This window comes from Gordonia asplenii (genome assembly GCF_012933505.1).
Classification (GTDB): Bacteria; Actinomycetota; Actinomycetes; order Mycobacteriales; family Mycobacteriaceae; genus Gordonia; species Gordonia asplenii.
On the sequence record NZ_JABBNB010000025.1, the window covers coordinates 88,798 to 107,943 of the forward strand.

Annotated in this window: 20 protein-coding genes; 7 read left to right on the forward strand and 13 right to left on the reverse strand. The window is 65.7% G+C overall.

Features of this window, described 5'->3' with window-relative positions:
• Window positions 1–47: 47 nt before the first annotated feature.
• Window positions 48–1,259, reverse strand: a complete 1,212-nt coding sequence (locus tag HH308_RS20815) for an acyl-CoA dehydrogenase family protein (protein ID WP_170196161.1) — start codon at window positions 1,257–1,259, stop codon at window positions 48–50.
• A 47-nt stretch (window positions 1,260–1,306) separates the two neighbouring features.
• Window positions 1,307–2,284, reverse strand: coding sequence for a dihydrodipicolinate synthase family protein (locus tag HH308_RS20820; RefSeq protein WP_170196162.1), 978 nt, complete (start codon window positions 2,282–2,284; stop codon window positions 1,307–1,309).
• 245 nt (window positions 2,285–2,529) lie between these two features.
• Here HH308_RS20820 and HH308_RS20825 point away from each other — a divergent pair, with 245 nt between their 5' ends.
• The gene (locus HH308_RS20825) at window positions 2,530–3,231 is read left to right on the forward strand and encodes a TetR/AcrR family transcriptional regulator (protein WP_170196163.1); all 702 of its coding nucleotides are present in this window, start codon (window positions 2,530–2,532) and stop codon (window positions 3,229–3,231) included.
• A gap of 7 nt (window positions 3,232–3,238) precedes the next feature.
• Here HH308_RS20825 and HH308_RS20830 read toward each other — a convergent pair whose 3' ends face one another.
• From HH308_RS20830 to HH308_RS20860, 7 genes are all read right to left on the reverse strand, one after another.
• On the reverse strand, window positions 3,239–4,348 hold the full coding sequence (locus HH308_RS20830) for an amidohydrolase family protein (RefSeq protein ID WP_170196164.1): 1,110 nt from the start codon (window positions 4,346–4,348) through the stop codon (window positions 3,239–3,241).
• A gap of 62 nt (window positions 4,349–4,410) precedes the next feature.
• A complete protein-coding gene (locus HH308_RS20835) occupies window positions 4,411–5,019 on the reverse strand; it encodes a nuclear transport factor 2 family protein (RefSeq protein ID WP_170196165.1) in 609 nt (202 codons plus the stop codon).
• Window positions 5,016–5,480, reverse strand: coding sequence for a hypothetical protein (locus HH308_RS20840; RefSeq protein ID WP_211188679.1), 465 nt, complete (start codon window positions 5,478–5,480; stop codon window positions 5,016–5,018). The genes HH308_RS20835 and HH308_RS20840 overlap by 4 nt, the downstream gene beginning before the upstream one ends.
• Before the next feature lie 91 nt (window positions 5,481–5,571).
• Entirely contained in the window at window positions 5,572–6,780 is a 1,209-nt protein-coding gene (locus HH308_RS20845; RefSeq protein WP_170196166.1) for an acyl-CoA dehydrogenase family protein, read from the reverse strand.
• 34 nt (window positions 6,781–6,814) lie between these two features.
• Window positions 6,815–7,369: a flavin reductase family protein gene (locus HH308_RS20850; protein WP_170196167.1), complete on the reverse strand. Its 555-nt coding sequence runs from the start codon at window positions 7,367–7,369 to the stop codon at window positions 6,815–6,817.
• 6 nt (window positions 7,370–7,375) lie between these two features.
• Window positions 7,376–7,945 carry a VOC family protein gene (locus HH308_RS20855; protein ID WP_170196168.1) on the reverse strand — a complete coding sequence of 190 codons (570 nt, stop codon included), beginning with the start codon at window positions 7,943–7,945 and terminating at the stop codon, window positions 7,376–7,378.
• Window positions 7,946–8,029: 84 nt separating this feature from the next.
• Window positions 8,030–8,878 (reverse strand): fumarylacetoacetate hydrolase family protein, encoded by an 849-nt coding sequence (locus HH308_RS20860; RefSeq protein WP_170196169.1) that lies wholly within the window; start codon window positions 8,876–8,878, stop codon window positions 8,030–8,032.
• A 259-nt stretch (window positions 8,879–9,137) separates the two neighbouring features.
• Between HH308_RS20860 and HH308_RS20865 the strand changes: the two genes are divergently transcribed.
• The 3 genes from HH308_RS20865 (at window position 9,138) to HH308_RS20875 (ending at window position 12,402) form a co-directional block, all read left to right on the forward strand.
• Window positions 9,138–9,842: a GntR family transcriptional regulator gene (locus HH308_RS20865; protein ID WP_246284744.1), complete on the forward strand. Its 705-nt coding sequence runs from the start codon at window positions 9,138–9,140 to the stop codon at window positions 9,840–9,842.
• A gap of 98 nt (window positions 9,843–9,940) precedes the next feature.
• Window positions 9,941–10,813, forward strand: a complete 873-nt coding sequence (locus tag HH308_RS20870; RefSeq protein WP_170196171.1) for an alpha/beta hydrolase family protein — start codon at window positions 9,941–9,943, stop codon at window positions 10,811–10,813.
• Window positions 10,810–12,402, forward strand: coding sequence for an FAD-dependent monooxygenase (locus HH308_RS20875; RefSeq protein WP_170196172.1), 1,593 nt, complete (start codon window positions 10,810–10,812; stop codon window positions 12,400–12,402). Before HH308_RS20870 ends, HH308_RS20875 begins: the two co-directional genes overlap by 4 nt.
• 271 nt (window positions 12,403–12,673) lie before the next feature.
• On the opposite strand, the gene HH308_RS20880 is transcribed toward HH308_RS20875, so the two are convergent.
• Both HH308_RS20880 and HH308_RS20885 read right to left on the reverse strand, forming a co-directional pair.
• Window positions 12,674–12,883 (reverse strand): CsbD family protein, encoded by a 210-nt coding sequence (locus HH308_RS20880; protein WP_170196173.1) that lies wholly within the window; start codon window positions 12,881–12,883, stop codon window positions 12,674–12,676.
• A gap of 260 nt (window positions 12,884–13,143) precedes the next feature.
• Entirely contained in the window at window positions 13,144–13,305 is a 162-nt protein-coding gene (locus HH308_RS20885; protein ID WP_170196174.1) for a hypothetical protein, read from the reverse strand.
• A gap of 245 nt (window positions 13,306–13,550) precedes the next feature.
• Here HH308_RS20885 and HH308_RS20890 point away from each other — a divergent pair, with 245 nt between their 5' ends.
• Both HH308_RS20890 and HH308_RS20895 read left to right on the forward strand, forming a co-directional pair.
• A complete protein-coding gene (locus HH308_RS20890; protein WP_170196175.1) occupies window positions 13,551–13,898 on the forward strand; it encodes a hypothetical protein in 348 nt (115 codons plus the stop codon).
• 81 nt (window positions 13,899–13,979) lie between these two features.
• Window positions 13,980–14,345: a MerR family transcriptional regulator gene (locus HH308_RS20895; RefSeq protein WP_170196176.1), complete on the forward strand. Its 366-nt coding sequence runs from the start codon at window positions 13,980–13,982 to the stop codon at window positions 14,343–14,345.
• 51 nt (window positions 14,346–14,396) lie between these two features.
• Here the strand turns inward: HH308_RS20895 and HH308_RS30515 are convergent, their stop codons facing one another.
• On the reverse strand, window positions 14,397–16,202 hold the full coding sequence (locus HH308_RS30515; protein WP_170196177.1) for a sensor domain-containing diguanylate cyclase: 1,806 nt from the start codon (window positions 16,200–16,202) through the stop codon (window positions 14,397–14,399).
• A gap of 26 nt (window positions 16,203–16,228) precedes the next feature.
• Window positions 16,229–17,404: an FIST signal transduction protein gene (locus HH308_RS20905; RefSeq protein WP_170196178.1), complete on the reverse strand. Its 1,176-nt coding sequence runs from the start codon at window positions 17,402–17,404 to the stop codon at window positions 16,229–16,231.
• Between the two features lie 329 nt (window positions 17,405–17,733).
• On the opposite strand from HH308_RS20905, the gene HH308_RS20910 reads away from it, so the two are divergent.
• On the forward strand, window positions 17,734–18,774 hold the full coding sequence (locus tag HH308_RS20910; RefSeq protein WP_170196179.1) for an alcohol dehydrogenase catalytic domain-containing protein: 1,041 nt from the start codon (window positions 17,734–17,736) through the stop codon (window positions 18,772–18,774).
• The last annotated feature ends 372 nt before the right edge of the window (window positions 18,775–19,146 follow it).

Genomic DNA, 19,146 nt, shown 5'->3' on the forward strand with positions numbered 1-19,146 from the left:
CACGGGCTGAGTTGTGTGGGGTGTTTTCCGGTGCGGTGCGGGCGTATTCACAGCATCGGGGTGATCTGGTCACCGTCGGCGAGCATCGCGGTGCCGTACATCTCGTAGCTGACAGCGGGCACGATGTAGGCGTGGCGGGCCGCCACCGCGGAGTCACGCCAGAGCCGCTGCAGGTCATTGCTGTCGGCGAAACCCGCTGCGCCATAAGCGAATAGCAGGAGGTCGATGGCCTTAGTCACTTGATCGACCACTCGGCCGGCGTCGGCGCGGGCCCGGGCACGGTGCAGAGCGTCGGGAAACTCGCCCGCGCCCGCGGCGGTATCGACCATCTCTGCGCCGCGGTAGGCGTGGAAATGCGCGGAATCGATCATCATCGCCGCTTCGGCGATCTGATGCCGGAAGACCGGAGAATCGGCCTTGGCCGAGTAGAAGGTGAACGTCAGGGGTTTGGTGGATGCGACGACAGTCACCAATTCGAGTATCCGACGCGCCATGCCGAGTTGGGGCGCAGCGATCCCCAGCGCGAGCACCGGCGTGAATGCGCTGCGATAGAGCACTTCGTCGGTGTGTTCGGTGGCGACGGTGCCCTCCCATGCCGCGGGTGCGGAGATGACCCGATGCTCCGGAACGAAGACGTTGGTGGCGATCAGACAGTTCGAGCCCGATGAGCGCATCCCGGCGACGAACCACGACTCTTCCAGCGTCAGCTCGGTCCTCGGGATCAGGGCGATTCCCTGATCTGTCGGTTGCCCGGCGTCGTCGACGATCGGCATGCCCAGCACCGCCCAGTCAGCGTGCCACGATCCCGAGTTGTAGTACCAGCGACCAGTGACGCGATACCCACCGTCGACCTTGACACTGGTGGAGGTGGGGCTGACGACTCCGGAGATCTTGGCGTCGGGATTCGACTGCCACACATCATTCTGTGCCCGTTCGGGGAACAAACCGGTCATCCACGCGCACTGATTGCACAGGGTGACCACCCACGCGGTTCCGCCGTCGGCCTCGGCGACCGCGGCGGCGACTTCGATCTGCGCTCGCAGGTTCATCTCGTATCCGCCGTATCGCCGCGGTTGGGCGATCTTGAAGATGCCGACCTCGGTGAGCGCGCTGATGCTCTCTTCGACGACGCGGCGGTCCAGTTCTCCCTGCGCGGCGTTGCGCGACAGGAGTGGCCGCAGGTCCCGGATCCGGTCGAGCACCTCGTCAATCGTGGGCACGCAGTCGGTGTCGCCGAGGGCGGGGATTGCAGTAGTCATCGGTGTTTCCTCCAGTTCGATGTCGAGTCGGTTCAGCGGCAGATTCGTCAGATCACCTGTGCCGCAAGCCCTTCGGCGTCGACGAGGCCGACGTCGTCGAGCATTCGACGTAGTGCGGACACGTCCGCGACGGTCACGTCGCCATAGGGTGCGCGGGGATAGCCGCCCGGTCCGCCGAGAATGCGCGAAATCGCCTTGTACACCACCACTCTCGGGAGGGCGCGGTCGGAACCGATGTGCGCGATCGCCGAGGCGAGCGTGACGATCCGGCGATAGCTCTCGTTCACGCCGACGATGTCGTGGGCTTCGAGTGCGTCGTACAGTCGGCGGCACGTCCGGGGGGCGATGTTCTGCAGATTGTCGAGTTCGCCCCGCGCTCCGTCGGCGTGGGCGAACATCAACTTCGGCGCCATCGTCAATACCGTTGTCCGCGAAGCGATTCGGGCGACGAAATCGGCCACGTTCGACTGGTCGGGGTGATGCTTGAACACGCCGATGACGTGCGGGTACGTGCTCACGAGACGGTCGATGACGTCGCTGGGAACGTCGAAGCCGGTCGAGGAGTTGCACGACAGCACGACCGGTATGTCGACCGAACTCAGCACCTCGTCATAGAACCGATCGTGCATCGCGACGGTTGGGACGAAGGAATGACCCAGAGTCGGCGGGTAGAGTTGAATTGCGTTCAGGCCGAGCGCCTTTGCCTCGCGAGCGAAGGCGATGTTGCGGTCGGCGGTCGGGAACTCGCGGTTGGCGGCGACGACGGGGAGTCGTCCATCGATCTCCTCCGCGGCGATCTCCCAGGTCCGGAAGATCTCGGCATCTGTCATCAGCACGCCTTCGCCGGTAGCCGGGCTCGCCGGCCAGAAGCCGACCTGCTCGCTTGCCAGCCAACGGATTTGGGCGCGAAGCGCCGATTCGTCGAGCGTGCCGCCGCGGGTGAACGGGGTGATGCCCATTGCGTAGCAGCCGTGCTGGAGCGCGACATCGCGCGGGTCGAGACCAGTGGAATGTGATTCGGGCACAGGGGTTTCCTCACACAGAAACAAGCTGGTGGCCGGGGATGGAGGCACTACACGGGAGACGAACTGTCGTATGCAGCGCAGCCGGTTGACTGATCGGACGACGGCCAGGTCGGAACTTGCACCGATCGGAAGGTCTGTAGCGGCTCACTCCCGACTGTAATCGACGTCACACGTAGCCACAAGACTTTAGGACCAACTTTGTTCACTATTCTTGGTGAACGTCGCCGCGCCGGAACCCGCCGCGAATGACGTGGTTCGATAACAAGGTGCAGGAGGCGAAAGCTGCGGTGAAATCGTCAGCCTCGGAGGAGGCAGCGGCCCAACGGGTATCCGACGACGGCCGCTCGACGGGCAAGGGCACGCGCCGACGCGGGGACGCACTCGTCCACGCCATCTATGAAACGGTGCTCTCCGAGTTCGCCGACGGCGGCTTCGGCCAGTTGACCTTCGACAAGCTTGCTCCGAAGATGGGCACCGGGAAGGCGTCGCTCTATCGCCGCTGGTCTTCACCGACCGAGTTGCTGATGGCTGCCCTGACCGACCCGATCACCGGCTTCGGCGAGCCGATCGTTCCAGACACCGGGTCGGTCCGATCCGACCTGGTGGCCGCGTTCACCCACCTCGCCGAGAGCCTCGACCGCCCGCACGGCCGCGCAATGCTCGCGATCATGGGGCGGCGCACGACCGAACCGGAATTGTTCGAGCAGTTTCAGCGCACCCTGGTGCATCCGTATGAGGCGGTCACGCTGCAGGCGCTCGAGGCCGGCGCGGCACGCGGTGAAGTCGACGCGGTGGCGGTCAACGCCCGCACCACCGCAGTCGGATCACGACTGATCGTCGCGGAGTACACCTACACCGGACGGATCGATGCGGCCGAGGTCGAAGCCATCGTCGACCAAATCGTCCTGCCGATCTTTACCCCGACCGCCCACAGACCTGCGCCCTAGCGTCGCCCTAGCGTCCCGCGGGTGCATGCTCGACGCCGGCGCACCAGACCGCCCGGACGTTGCGGGTCGCGGTGATGTCCGCGGTCGGATCGCCCTCCACCAGAAGAAGATCCGCGCGTTTGCCCGGTGCGATGACTCCCCGATCGGAGAGTCCGAACGCCGCGGCGGGCCGGACGGTGGCGCAGCGCAGAATCTCCGCCGGGGTGAGTCCCGCGGCAGCCATCAGTTCGAATTCGTGATGCAGACTCTCGCCGTGCTCGACCCTGGCCGGCGGTCCGGGCGCGGTATTCGCATCGGTTCCGGCGATGATCTCGACGCCGCCGCCGTGAAGAGCGCCGACGCTGGCGATCAAGTGATCGATCGGGGCGTGAGGGGCGACCTTGGCGAGGATGCCCTCCATCATCGTCATGGTGGGTATCACGCTCTGTCGGTTTGCCTTCATCGCCGCGATGTCGCGCGGGTCGATCACTCCATCCAGCGGGACGTGGGTGATGAACTCGGCTCCCGACTCGACTGCCATCGTGTAGGCACCTCGGCTGCCCGCGTGGATCACGGTCTTTCGACCGTGCTCGCGTGCCGCGGCGACGAGGGCGTGGAGAACCTCCGACGACGGCCCGCCGTCTCCCGGCGCCTCGGCGACCCCCTTGATGTAGTCGACGCCTTCACTCACCCGTTGCGCGACGTGACGCCGGGCATCCTCGGGTGTCCGCACTATCGCGTCCGCGTCCATGCCGGGCATACACGAATGCGGTCCACCGTCGCCGATCGCCGGCAGGCCGGCGCTGCGAAAGTCCGCGCCGCCGCGAACCCTTCGCAGCGCGGCGACTCTATCGGCCGGCCAGCACGCCATGTCCAGTCCGGTCGTCACTCCCCACGCGGCCAGAGTGTGGAGTTGTTCCGGCGCGTCGATGTGCACGTGCGCGTCGATGAAACCGGGCAGCAGCACCGCTCCAGCCGCGTCGATCATCTCCGCGCCCGCGGCGTCCTCGCCGATGACCGTTCCATCGATGACCACGGTGGCGGGATCAAGCAGCGTCGTGCCGTCGAAAACTCGGGCGTTGATGATCGCCACCCTGCCGCGGTTGCGGGAGCCGGGTGTCGGCGCGGTGCTGGACATGTGTGCATCTCCTTGCTGGAGGCGGATCGATGTGGTGCGGGTCCCGGTTCGAACGCGCTGCCTCACGAACGGTCGGGGTCGTGTTCCATCCATGCGAAGCTGAATCGGTAGAGTGCGTCGACCTGCTCTGGTCGGTCGTCGCCGTAGAGATCGTCGGATATCTCGTAGCCACTCGCGTTGAGGTAGTAGGCCAGGAATCGATACGACGGCCGGTAGGACGACAGGACGGCGTGATCGAGAGCCGCATCGGCACCCGCCGTGGTAGCCAGCAGGGTGTCGCGCTCGTAAATCGGATCCAATGACTGGATCTGCCAACTGCCGCAACGTCTTTCGAGTCGGTAGAGCAGTCGGGTGTAGGAGGTGACGTCGACCTCGATCCCGTCGAGCGCGTCGCGGAATTCGATGGCCGCGGAGATGTCCACGACCGCTCGATCCTCCCGCACGGAGACCACCGGCGGACCGAGTCGGTGCGTGGCCCGCTGCCCCCGGCGCGACATCTCCCGCGATTCGACGATGAAATCGGCTCCGGTGCCGCGGAACCAACTCAGCCGGATCTGAGCGGCTGGGTGAATGCAGTCGCGCATCTGGTCCCACCATCCCCGATCACGGGCTTGCCGTTCGCGCAGGACAACTTGCGACACCGCGATGATCGCATCGGTGCTACCCGTCACGACGCGACTTGCCCGGCGGTTGCTCGGATCTGTTCATATGCGGCGCGGATTCGGGGGATCAGGGTGCGGGCCGCCGCTTCGTCGACGGCACCGTCGTCGAGGAGGCTGAGGATCTTTCCGCCGCGCCGTGCCGCCGGAAGAGTCTCCGGCCGTGCTGTGATCAGCAGATGATAATGCGGATGGTTCTCGCCGAAGGCCATCTGGTAGACGCGTTGCGCGCCGGTGACTTCACTGAGCGCCGAGGCCAGGTCGCGGGCGCGAGTGCCCAGCGTCGCGGCCTCGGCGTCGTCGATTCCGGTGATCAACTCGGTGTGTCGGCTCGTGCGCAGGACGATCCAGCCGGGAACTTCCATACCGGGCCCGATGCCTGCCGACCACAGGTCGTCGTGGAATACGGTGTCGTTGGTCCCCGGTTGTCCCATCGCGCAGATCTTGCAGTCTTCAACACTGTTGTCGGGCATCGCTCTACCTTCGGTTGTCGTAGCACGCGGTCGTCGTTGCACTCGGTCGACGCACGCGGTTGACGCACGCGGTCGCCGCGCGCGGTTGAGCTCAGATGAGCGGGGTGATCTGGTCGTCGCGACCCAGCAGTGCCTTGCCGTAGATCTCATAGTTGACGGCGGGCAGCGTAACCGCATGCCGCGCGGCCACCGCGGAGTCGCGCCAGATCCGTTGTAGCGGATTGACATCGGCGAACGACCCCGCCCCGTGCGCCGACAACAGGATGTCGATGGCCCGGGTGACGTGATCGAGGACCCAGCCTGTGTCGGCGCGTACCCGAGTTCGGGTGAGAACGTCGAGGTATTCGCCACGGGCGGCGGCCCGGTCGATGTCGTCGGCCGCCCGGTAGGCATGTAGGTGCGCGGTGTCGATCATCATCGCGGCCTCCGCGATCTGGAGCTGGAAAGCAACCGAATCACTTTGTGCCGCATAGAATGTGTAGGAAATGGCCTTCTTCGGCGCCTTCTCCCGGACGATCTCGAGTGCCCTGCGCCCCATGCCGAGTTGCGGACCCGCCAGTACCAGCGACAGGATGGGCACGAACGACGAACGGTACAAGGCTTCGTCTGGATGATCGGCGAGATAGTCGCCGTCGATCGCGCCTGGGACTCGGACGATGCGATGGTCTGGGACAACGATGTCGGTGGCTATCAGACAGTTCGAGCCCGACGACCGCATACCCGCCACGAACCAGGTTTCTTCGAGATCGAGGTCGGTGCGCGGCACAAGCGCTAGCCCCTGATCGACGATGTCACCGTTCTCGTCGGTGATCGGGATGCCGAGAACCGCCCAGTCGGCATGCCACGAGCCGGAGTTGTAATACCAGCGACCGGTGACCCGAAAACCGCCGTCGATCCTGGTCGCCTCGGCGGTCGGCGAGAGGACCCCGGACACGCGTGCGTCGGGGTTGTCTGCCCAGACGTCGTCCTGAGCGCGCTCGGGGAAGAGCCCCGTCATCCACGCGCACACATTGCACAGCGTGACCACCCACGCGGTTCCGCCGTCGGCCTCACCGACGGCCGCGGATACGTCCAACATCGTCCGCATCGACGTCGCGTATCCCCCGTACCGAGTGGGTTGGGCAACCCGAAACGCCCCGGCCTCAGTCAAGGCGGTGATCGACTCGTCGACGACGCGTCTCGCCTCCTCTCCGGAGGCGGAGTTCGCGGCGATCAGTGGTGCGAGCGCACGCACTCGCGCAACGACCTCGTCAGGGTGCTCGCGGGTGACGCCCGGCGTCGGGCTCTCGATGGTGGTCATTGTGATTCCTCGGATGGGGTTGAAAGGCGGCCGATCAGCATGAGCAAGCTGCGATGACGTCGGCGATCAACGGACGTTTCCGATCACCGAAACGGGAGTGCGTGCCGAATGTTCGGTGCGCGTAGATAAGAGGCGGGAGGTCGACGCGCGCGACGCGGGTGACGAGACCGAATAGCAGGAGGTGATCGCCTCCTTCGACGGTGTCATACAGGTCGCAGGCCAACCAGCCGGCCGCTCCCTCGATCCGCGGCAGGCCTGAATCGAGGTGCCAGGCGGTCTCGGCGAATCGGTCCACGCCGCGTCGGGCGAACGTCGTCGCGAGGTCGTCCTGGCCGTGGCCGAGGAGATTGACGCCGAACCGACCGGCCGACCGAATGCGGCCAAGCAGGTAGGACGTCCGTTCGAACGACACGGTGATCAGGGGCGGTTCGATCGACAGTGCGGCGAACGAACTCACCGTCGCACCGTATGTTCGACCGTCCTCGGTCGTCGTGACCACGCCCACGGGCGCGCATACGCTGCCCATGATGTCTTTGGCGCGCTCGGGATCGATGCCGGCGCCTGCGGCCGCCGCTGTTGTCGCGGTCATTTGCGGTCAGGCGGGGACGAGTACAGACATCGGGTTGGGAAGGTCGGCCTTGAGGGCCCACGCCCGATTCGTCAGTTCGTCCACCGATGCGCCGCCGCGGCGCGCCTGCAGGAGAGCCTCCGGATCGAAGGCCGGACCGACTGAATCGGCTGCGTACTCGGGGCCCTTCATATACGCCGTGGCGTCGTCGGGTTCAGCGAAGTTATCGATCTGCATCTCGACGAAGTTCCCGTCGGGATCTTGGTAGTAGAGCGAGGTGGTCACGCCGTGAGCGATGGAGACTGCCGGGCGTACGCCCCTGTCGCGCAACAGGACATAGCGATCGAGCAGGTCGTCGATGTTCTCGAAGGTGTATGCGGTGTGGTGTGCGCACGCGGTAGTCGGGGACTTGCGGGTCATCTCCATCGGCGGGCTCAATAGCGCGACCCGGTGGTGTTCGTCGTCGAAGGTGATGAAGCACAACGCGTCGTCCTGATAGACGACGTGACCGTCGAGCACGGTGCAGTACCAGTCTCGCATCTCGTTCGGCTGCCCGGTCTGGAAGACGACATGGGCGAACTTGGGCTTGGCGGACATCGAATCACGCTCCTTCGTGGTGTGGGTGGTTGGTTGTGCGATGTGGTTTGCGAAGGCGGTGTGGACTGTTTCTTTGATGTCGGGTCAGTCGCTCGGTGCGACGAATCGGTTGTGCATCTCGCCGATGCCCACCCCGTGGGTGACGAGCTCGTCACCCACCGACAGCAGGCGCGCGGGATCTCGGGCGACGCCGACACCGGCGGGGGTGCCGGTGAAGATCACATCACCGGGATACAGGGGCAGCACTGCGGACAGGTATTCGATGACGCGTGCCACCGGGAAGATCATGTTCCCGGTGCGCCCCTTCTGCATCTGCTCACCGTTGACCCGGCAGCCGAGTTCGATGTCGTCGCAGTCGGCGAACTCGTCCGGGGTGACCAGACAGGGACCCATCGGGGAGAAACCCGGATAGGACTTGCCGAGGCCGAACTGCGGTGACGGCGGACGCAGCTGAAGTTCCCGTTCGGACACGTCCTGCCCCATCGTCACGCCCGCCACAAACGACCACGCATCTGCACGATCGACATGAAAGGCTTTGCGCCCCATGATGACAACCAGCTCGGTCTCGAAGTCCACCGATCCGCCCGGATGCACGATGTCATCGTTGGGACCGGTGATCGACGACGCGAACTTGGTGAACACGACCATCGAATCCGTCGGGATCTGCATGTTCGCTTCCTCGGCGTGGTCGCGATAGTTGAGCCCGATCGCGAAAACCTGCCGCGGCCGGGGCGACGGCGCCCCGAGTCCGGCCGGGTCGACCTCGACGATCGACGACGCGTCGACCGCCCCCGCCCACTCGACGAACTCGTCCCACCTGTCGTAGATCGACGCGACATCCGGGCCGAATTCGCCGTTGCTGGCCTCCTCGACGTCGACGTATCCCCCGGGACGAACGAGTCCGAGACGGCCGTTCGTGTTGATGATCTTCATCAATCCTCCTTGTTCTTCGCCGACGTGTCCTGCCCCGACGTCGTCGATCTGGGCGAATCGGGCGCGACCAAACGGCATCACTTCCGGTGAGCGCGATGCCACCATGCCTCACTGTGGCGTAGACCACACGCTAACAGCAATATGTTATAACAGCAAGGCCGCTCGCCTGGCTCAACAGCACCCACGACGTCGCATTACCTGCGGTACCCTGTGCGATATAACGGCGTTTGCAGGCCAGCCCAGCGCGAAGGAGCACGATTTGTCAGCCGAAGGCCAGATCCGTCCGATCGAGTCGCGTTCGGTGGCCACACAGGTCACCGACGAACTCCGTCGGACCATCCTGAACGGCACACTTGCGCCGGGGCGCGAATTCTCACTCCGCGAGATCGCTGGCCTGCTCGATGTAAGTTTCATCCCGGTCCGCGAGGCCCTGCGCAGCCTGGAAAGCGAAGGGCTGGTAATCATCCGGCCGGGCCGAAGCAGCCGCGTCACTCCACTGAACCTCGACGACCTGCACGGGATCTACCGACTGCGGAAGATACTCGAGCCCGAACTGGCCAGTCGCTCGTGCCAACTGTTGACGGTGAATGAGCTGGATCGGCTCGCCGAGCACGCCGTCGAGTTCGCGGACGAGAAGCTCAGCATGGACGCGATCTACGACAGCCACCTTCAGTTTCATCTCGCGTTGTTGAAACCCGCTGCGACACAGTGGGATGCACGAACACTGACCACTCTGTGGCGGGCCGCGGAACGATACATCCGGATCGGTTTCGGGCTGCTCGACGTCGACCCTCATGAGCACGAACGGCGAGGTGAGGCGCATGAGCATCTGATCGAGGCGTTTCGTCAGCGAGTACCCGATCTGGCCGCAGAGGCAGTGTTCGAGCATCTCGCTCGCAATGAGCAGGCAGCACATCGCGCATTGGACGCCTACAACCGAGAGCCTGCCACCGCGGCCCGCTGAGCGCCGGTGAACTCACTTGGCAGCTCTTCGGAAGCCTTGCTGTTATAACATATTGCGGCTACCGTGTGACACACGCCATATCGCAGGAGGAATTCGTTGTGAATCACCAGGTCATTGACGCCGACGGCGTAGCAATCGCCACAACACTGTTGCGGCCCGCAGCGGCTGACTCACGATCGCCGTTGCTCGTGACGTTGCACGGCGGCACGTACACCAGCGGCTACTACGACGTAGCCGGATCGCCCGCAGGCTCCTTCAACGAGGTCGCAACCCGCAACGGGTTCGCCGTGCTGGCGGTGGACCGCCCCGGGTACGGCGGCAGTAGCGTCCTTCCCGAACAGACCAACACCTTCGCGCGGCAAGCCGAGATCTTGGACGTCGCTATCGGCAAGGCGCTCGCCGACCACGGACCCGGCGACGTGGTCCTCGTCGCCCATTCGATCGGCGGAATGATCGCGCTGGAGATCGCGGCCCGACGGCCCGCGTGGCGATTGGTCGGGGTGTCGGCGACCGGCATGGGCGCGCGGATACCGGCGGGCGGGGCGTCGGAGCAACTCGGCGGACTCGGGCTGTCCGGCATAGTCGAACTGCCCGCCGAACAGCGCGAGGCGATCATGTTCGGCCCGCCCGGAACGTATTCGCCCGAAGCGCTCATCGCCGCCCGAAATTCCTATGCGCCAACACCTTTCATCGAACTCACCGAGGCACCGCGGTGGGCGCGTGAACGTCTCGCCGCAGTCGCGGCGCAGGTCGCCGTGCCGGTTCACAACGCGCTGGCCGAGCACGATGCACTCTGGGACACCACACCGGAAGCCCTGGCCGCATTCGCCGACGCATTCGCGGGACGGGCCACCGTCGAGTTGGTCCCCGGGGTGGGACACTCGATCGACCACCACTTGCGGTCCACCGAAACCCACCTGCGCCAATTGGCGTTCGCGCTGTCCTGCAGTGCCCGGGCAGCGGCCGCGTGAAGGTTCCGCCCACGACGCAGGTCGTCATCGCCGGTGCCGGTCCCGTCGGTCTGAGCGCCGCCATCGAACTCGGGCACCGCGGCATCGACTGCGTCATCGTCGAGCCGCGAGCCGAGCCGACGCGACTGCGACCGAGAGCCAAGACGCTCAATATGCGTACGCTGGAACACATTCGGCGCTGGGGACTCGAGGAGGCACTGCGCGCACGGGCTCCTCTGCCGCCGTCGTGGTCCAGCGACGTTTCCTTTGCGACGACATTGCTCGGCACCGAGATCACCCGATTCTCCGGGGTGCTCGGCTTGTCCGATCCCGACGGCGTGGCGCCGGTGCTCGGCCAGCAGCTGCCACAGTACGTGCTGGAGGATCTGTTCCGGGAGGTCGTGGCCGAACTACCGACATGCACGCTGGCCGTCGGCTCACGTGTCGCCGACGTCCGGCAGGACGACGCTGCGGCGCGGGTGCGGATCGTTGACGAGACCGGCGGCACACGCGAGGTCGAGGCCTGCTACGTCCTCGGTGCGGATGGTGGACGAAGCATTGTCCGCGACACCATAGGCGCGAAATACGTTGGGCACCAGGCATTGTCGCCGAACGTCGGGATCGTGTTCCGGGACGAGAAGCTGATGAGCCGGCTGACGACACCACCTGCGGTTCAGACCTGGCTCATCAACGACGAGGTACCCGGGCTGATGGGCCCCGTCGACCGCACCGGCACCTGGTGGCTGATCGCGTTCGGGGTGGACGGCACGGCACCGGACTTCGATCCCGCCGCCACTGTCGCGGGCGCCCTGGGCGAAGCGCGGCCGGTAGAGATCGTCAGCATCGACCCCTGGACGGCGCGCATGGAGATGGCCGATCGATGCCGGGCCGGGCGCTGCTTCCTGATCGGCGACGCCGCACACCTCAATCCGCCGTTCGGTGGTCACGGCCTGAATACCGGGATCGGCGACGCGGTCGATATCGGCTGGAAGATGGCCGCAGTTCTCGACGGCTGGGGTGGGCCCGCGCTGCTCGACTCCTACGAGGCCGAGCGACGCGCACTACAGCAGCGAATCATCGACGAGGCCGCGCAGAACATGTCGGTGCTCTCGACGGACCTCATCCGCGCGGATCTCGACGCACCCGACGACGCGGGACGGACCGCGCGCACAGCGCTCGCCGAACGGATCTCAGCCACCAAACGGCGCGAGTACTTCAGCCTTGATCTTGTTCTGGGGCAACGATATTCAAACTCGTCCGTGTTGCCGACAACGATCGCCACCGTCGAGGACTGGCCCACGCGGGCCTGCGTCGGCCGACGCTTGCCGCATGCATGGCTCTCACCCGGACGCTCTACGTTGGACATGGTCGGGCCGGAGTACACGCTGTTGATGCTTGACGACGAGCCGGTCGATCGCGTCACAGCGGCGGCGAACGCATTGACGATGCCGCTGCGGGTCGAGCACCTGCGCCATTCGGGGCTCGCTGAAACGATGGGGGCCAAGGCCGTGATCGTCCGGCCGGATCAGATCGTCGCCTGGCACGGGACGGGCCTCCCCGACGACCCGACGTCGCTACTGTCACTGTTGGCCGGCGACGGTCGCGTGTAGTCGAACAGGTGCGGCCACTCCGGGGATCGCTCGTGCGCGTGGAGCCGAGGGCCCGTCGCCACTTGCGTTCATTCCGACGTCGACGCAGCCCACACGAGCGCGCGGACCGCGCATCGTTCGCAACGACCAGATTCTCCGCGCACCGAACTCGCCGATAAGGATATGAGCAGCGCTGCCGAGTCCTCTCGACAGCGCTGCCCACCGGATTTCAATGTCGAACACAGCGGCGATGAGACGAACGAATTCACCCCACCTGCCGCGGGCCCGACGATCAGTTGCCGGTCAACTTGTCCTTGATCGAGTCGACACCTTCCTTGACCTTGTCAGCGGCGTCGGCGACCTTCTGCTTCGCATCGGCGAGCCCCTGGTCGGCCTTTCCCTCATTCTTGAGGTCGTCGTCGCCGGTCGCGGCGCCGGCGGCTTCCTTCGCGCGACCCTTCAGGTCGTCAACCTTGTTTCGTGCGTCGTCTGCAATTGCCATCTGCTTCTCCTTCTGTAATTCGTGGAGCCAGTCGCGGATGCGGCATCCGCGACGCTTGTTCCGCAGCCACCACATCGTGGCCCGCGGAGGTCTTCATCCAGGAGCGTCGTACGCCGAGAAGGTTCTCGTCACGACGGTCAGACTGTCTCTTCGAGGTGCGTGCGTCGCCTGCGGTCCAGCGACAACGCAGGCGACGCACCGGCACGGCACGCGAGCGCACCCCCACCGTCGGGCCTCGAATTCGAAACTGCGCTCCCGCGCTAGGCCTGCATGAGGGTCGGCCCGTACAGGACGGCCATCGTCACCAACACCAGCATCAGTAACACCGCCACCACGCGATCGCTTGACGGGCTCACCAGTAGCGGAATATCCGAAACGGGTCGGCCGATCGCGGGTTTGCCGTTCACAGATACCGGGGTCATCGTCCGACCTCCCCTTCGCGAGATTCAAAATCTACACTCATGGACACAGATTTATGTCTATCGGTGAGATCGATAATTGTCAACTCGAGACGTCAGTTTTTCGTCAGACTCCGACGCCGGATGCGGCGATCCAACCTGCCGAAGCAGACGACTCGCCGACGTCGACCTGCGATCCCGTAACGTAGCTCTGGCTGCCTGGCCACTTTCGATCGCAAGCTGTTGCTTCGACACAGAAACGAGAATCCGTGCCCCGCAAGTCTGAGTTCGCCGGGCGGTACGCCGACGCCCTGCAGGTCCTCGAAGTCGCAACCCATCGAGTGGCCTACGTCGTCAACGAAGGCGGGCACTATGCGCTGCGTGTCGACTTCGAATTGGGCCGCTACCTGACCGCGACCAACACCACAGCCGCCGTCGGCCTCGACGACGAGGACGCCGACGAACCGTGGCGGGTCCAGTTCTTCGACGTATCCGACGACGAAACACGAACGGTGGCCGACGAATCCGCGGCCTGGCTCATCGACGCGTACGACGCCGCCTGCACGGCGCTCCCGCCGTCGACGCCGCCCAGCATCGGGGATTTGCAGTCACCGTGAGCATAAGACCTATACTGTCCGACATAGGTTTCCGATCAAGCAGCTCAGCTTCAGTCGGCTGGGCGCAAAGAACGGAGGGCGATGCCGCAGCCCACGCACATAGCCTCGGACAGAGGTGTCTACAGCATTTCGGTCGCGTCGGAATTGTCCGGAGTGGGACTCCAGACGCTCCGACTCTATGAGCGACGTCAACTCATCACTCCCACCCGGACCTCGGGCGGCACACGCCGCTACAGCGAGAACGACATCCTCCGCATCCAGCGGGTGACCGCGCTGGTCGACGACGGAGTGAACCTGCCCGGCGTGCAGCGCATCCTCGAGCTCGAAGACCGCTGCGAGAGCCTCAGTTCTCAGCTCGTCGCGAACGGACTCGTCCCGGGCGACGACGCGCCGGTCGACGCCGACGTCGTTCATTTGCACGCCCGGCCGATGAGCGCCACCGAGTGACGTACGCGGTCATCGCGCGACGCACCTGACGTCGATGCTGACCGCAGCGGACTATCCGTCGGTTGTCACGACCAAACCGATTCCCTGCTTCTTCGCCGAATACATCGCGGCGTCGGCGGCCCGGAGAATCGCCTCCGGGCTGGACCGCTCCCGAGAATGAACAGCTCCGCCGATGCTGGCAGAGACCGACACCGTCTCGCCGTTCACCGAAAACGGAACGCTCAGCGCCTCGCTGATCTGGACGCCGGCATCGACCACTTCGGTGCGCCCGGAGACGTCGGGGAGGACGAGTAGGAACTCGTCCCCGCCGAGGCGGGCGAGGTTGTCGTCGAGCTCCCAGAGTGCCCGTACGCGCACGGCCAGCTGCTTCAGCAGAATGTCGCCCGCTTCGTGACCGAATTTGTCGTTGATCGCCTTGAAACCGTCGAGGTCGAAGAACAGCGCACCGATCCGACGGGGTGAACCGTCGGAAATCAGGTCGGTGAGAAGCTGCATGATCGCGCCCCGGTTGGCCAGGCCGGTGAGCGAATCGTGCCGCGCCTCGCGTCGCAGCTGTTCCTCGACTCGTTTGCGGTCATCGATCACCCGCGACGAGAAGACGAACTTGTCCCGAGACCCCGGGGAAAGCCGAATTGCGCTCTCCACCCACGACCATTCGCCCGATCCGGTACTCATCCGGTACTCGACCTTGGTCACCCCGGGCGGATATCCGGTCGCCGACCGAGACAGTTCGAGCGCCCGGCCGAAGGCCTCCCGGTGGTCGGGATGAACCAATGACGCGAGCCGCAGCCCAACCAATTCCGCCGGGTCGTAGCCGAGTTCGCTCGCAAACGACGGTGACGCGTACGAAAACTTGCCCGCGACGTCGATGATCGCGACCATGTCGCCGATCGAATCGGTGATCGACCGCAGGAACGCCTCGTTCTGGTGCAGGCCGTCATACAGTGCCGCATTCACGATGGCAGCCGCGGTGTAGTTCGCAAGTATCGCGACCATGTCCTTGTCGACGCTGCGTGGCGACACCGCGTACAGGACCGCACACGGCTCGCTGTCGCGAAAAGCGGCGACACCGACAATCGATCGGTCCTCGACGTTCAGCCACCACAGGTCGCCCGCGGTCATCGTGTCCCAGCGCGCCAGCAGAGACTCGTTCGGCTGCCACGACGGTTCCGACGTCGACGAACTGTGCGCCCGGCCGGTCTCCAGCCCATCGGATACCGCGACCGACCACGTCTCGGGTGCACCGGTGAGGCGGCGGAGCAGGTCCGCGGACTCGACCAGCACCGAGTGCGTGTCGAGGTGACGGGTCAGCAGGTGTCCCGACGATGCGAGCAGCTCGAGCGAGTTGGTGCGTTCGCGCTCCGCGATCACCAACGACAGTCGATCTGTGACCGATCGCAGGATCGGCAGGTCGAGGGTACCGAGATCACGGTCGGCGCTGCGCCCGACGACGATGATCGAGGTGGTTTCGATCTCCCGGGTCAGCGGAGCCCACATCACCGTCGTCAAACCGAGTTGCGCGAGTACACGCGGCACCTGTTGCGCCGGCACCGTCCCCGCGGTCGACAGCGCCGCGGCAGACGCGGAATCCAGCGGCACACCACGGTTTAGGATCTCACTGTCGTCGGCGAGACCACATGACTGACGGACTCGCAGCATGGACTGATCGAAGTCGGCCACCAGCGTGAGGTCGGCGGCGAACACGTCGGAGAGCACGATCAGAAATCGATCCACCACCGACGCCGCCGATCCCGGTTCAGCCAGCGTGGCCAACAGTCTGATCAAGCGCGAAGTGTCCTGGTGCGCCGACCGTACGGCGGCGAGCGCGTCATCGACCCGCTCAGACGGTGACTTCACGGAGACTCCAACAACGAAATCGACGGTCAGAGTGCTAACGCTACCAAGGTCGCGTTGTGATAACCCGCGACGCTGTGCGTCCGGGCGAATTCGCCATAGGTGTAGAAGCCCGCAGTCGGGACATCCCGGGCCGCCTCCTGAAACAACCGGCATTCGGCCGCTCCGTCGTCGCCGAGCACATCCAGCCGAGCGACGCAGCTGAAGGAGAGAATCACACCGGCATCGGGGCGATCGGCAAGCGCGTCATGCGCCACCTGGGCCACGACGCCGAGCAGTTCGTCCGCAGACGCCGTGACCACCTGAATCGCCGAGTACGGCGGCAGCGGGGAGAAGGTCCGAATCCGATCGGCGTCGTCGAGGTAGATTCCCCGAATCGCGGTGCCCCCGCCGGGTTCGATGACGCCGATGGCCTGCGAGCGCGGCGGATTTCCGCCGGGGCCGTACCGGAGCGTCTCCGTGATCGGCCGCTCCGGCAGCAGCCGTGCGAGGACCTCGAGCGCGGGTTCACCGTCGATCTCGGTGACCGTTGTCCCGTCCGAACGGGTCACCAACATCGGTGAGCCGACGGGCTGCCACCCGTGTGCCACGACCACGCGTAGTGGGCGCGGCGAGTCGATCCACATCCCGACCGCGCCGTTCGCAAGCACGGAGTCGTTGTGGAACACCAGGGTCTGGGCCATGTTCCGGTCGTCTGCGGCGCAGCCCCCGACTACCGGCACCGTGGATCCGGCCACGTGGTGCACGCCGGCGAGCAGAGTGGCCTGGTCGGCGCTCAGCCCGTCGGACAGCAGCACAAAGGCCGCGTCCGGGCGACGCGGCTCACCGACAGCTCGGCGTGCGTTGCGCGCGAGTGCCCGTCCCGACTCGAACGTGTCTGCGTCGATGTCGGTCACCGAGGCTACGCCGAAGCGATACGGTCCGGCGGAGAGCGCGACGACGGTGACGCCGGCACCGGGAGCGGTCATCTCACCGCGGTGGAATTGCCCGCTGCTGGTCGCACCGACGACTTGTGCCGCACCGGATCGGCTGCGCACCCCCGCGAGGAGCTGGTGCGGGTCGATCGTCGCGGAGGCATAAACCACCACCAGCGCCGCCGGCCGGCCGGACAACGCAGCGATCGCCGCACTCCCCGCCGCTACACCAGCGGAAAACGAATCCGAGTCGACGCTCGCACCGATTCCGGCGACAACCTGATCGGTCATGCCCACCTTTCCAATGGCCTGATCGGCGTCAGGCACAGCGCAGTCGTGTGCCACCGATGAGTTCACCGACGGGCCCCGTCGCTTGAAGCACAGTGTGCACCGTCGGTCGCGCACGCGCCAGCAGTGCTCCCTCGATGCCGGCATCGGGTCGTCACCGCGCGGCAATCCGCCCACCCGATCGGGTGGCGCAACCACACTTCAGCACACCTATCCTGTCGTCGATCACATCGCGGCGAAGAGCCGGTGATCAACCGCGACGACTCTGTTTCCGCCGGGCCGCTACGACGCCGTCGCACCGGACGCGGCCCGGTGACAGCAAAGGAATTGTCATGCGCGCATTGAAACTCGTCGGTCCCGGTCAGCTGGAACTTCAGGAGGTGCCAGTCCCGGAGATCGGCGACGACGACATCCTCGTCAAGGTGGCCGCCGCCGGCCTGTGTCACTCGGACCTGCACATCCTTCATCAGGGCGCCCAGTGGCCCTTCTTCGGCACGACGATGGGCCACGAGACCTCCGGCCACGTCGAGGCCAAGGGTGCCAATGTGACCAAATTCGACGTCGGCGATCCGGTCCTGGTCCGCGCGGTCTGGGCCTGCGGCGAATGTCGCCCGTGCCGCCTCGGCCGCGAGAACGCCTGCGCCGTCAACGGTTCACGGTCGATGTTTCCGCTCACGCCGGGCCTCGCCGTCGACGGCGGCATGGCCGACTACATCCGGGTGGCCGCACAGCACGCCGATCCGCTCGGGGAGATCGATCCCGATACGGCAGCGCCACTCGCCGACGCCGGGCTGACCCCGATGCACGCGATCAAGAGCAGCCGTCATCTCCTCGACGACGGCGCGACCGCGGTCGTCATCGGCTTCGGCGGTCTGGGCCATATGGCGGTGCAGATCCTCGCCGCCGACACCGACGCGACGATCATCGTCATCGAGCCCGACGAGGCCAAGCGCGCCGCGGCGCTCAAGGCCGGTGCCGCCGTCACGTTGGCGCCCGACGCTGACGTCGTCGCCACGATCCTCGACCGAACCGACGGCTACGGCGTCGACGTCGTGTACGACTTCGTCGGCGCCCAGGGCACCCTCGACACTGCGGCCGCAGTCGTGGCACCCGAGGGCGCGGTCCGCGTCGTCGGGCTGGCCGACGGAGCACTGACGGTTTACGCGTCCCTGGAGGGCGAGCGACTGCCGTGGGGCGTCGACGTGCAGCGCGCCTACGGCGGCACGTCCGTGGATCAGACCGATGTGCTGCGGCTCGTCGCGAACGGCTCGATCGCCGTCGAGACGGTGACGTATCCGCTGACCGAGGCGCGCCAAGCGTTCGACGACCTCGAAGCGGGCCGCATCCAGGGCCGTGCGGTGCTGATCCCCTAGGCACACTTCTGAAGTGCGCGGGGGCTCCGGGGTGGGTGCATGTGCTGCCGACTGAGCCACCCCTGCTGGTTGAGCCTGGTTTCACCGGTCGGGGCACTCCATCTGCTGGTTGAGCCGCGAGGAGCGCTAGCGACGAGCGTGTCGAAACCCCTGTACCACAATGCATTTGATGGCAGCGCACGTGTCGAACTGTGATGGTATCGAACATCAAGGCGTGTGCATCCGAAGGGTGCACACGCATCACTTGCCGGGTGTCATCGCCGATATTGGCACGCATCATCGAAAGTCGTTGTGGCTGAGAGGTTTCGACACGGACTCGGCTAGCGCTACTTCGACTCGGCTAACACCTCGCTCAGCACGGCGCTCGGACCG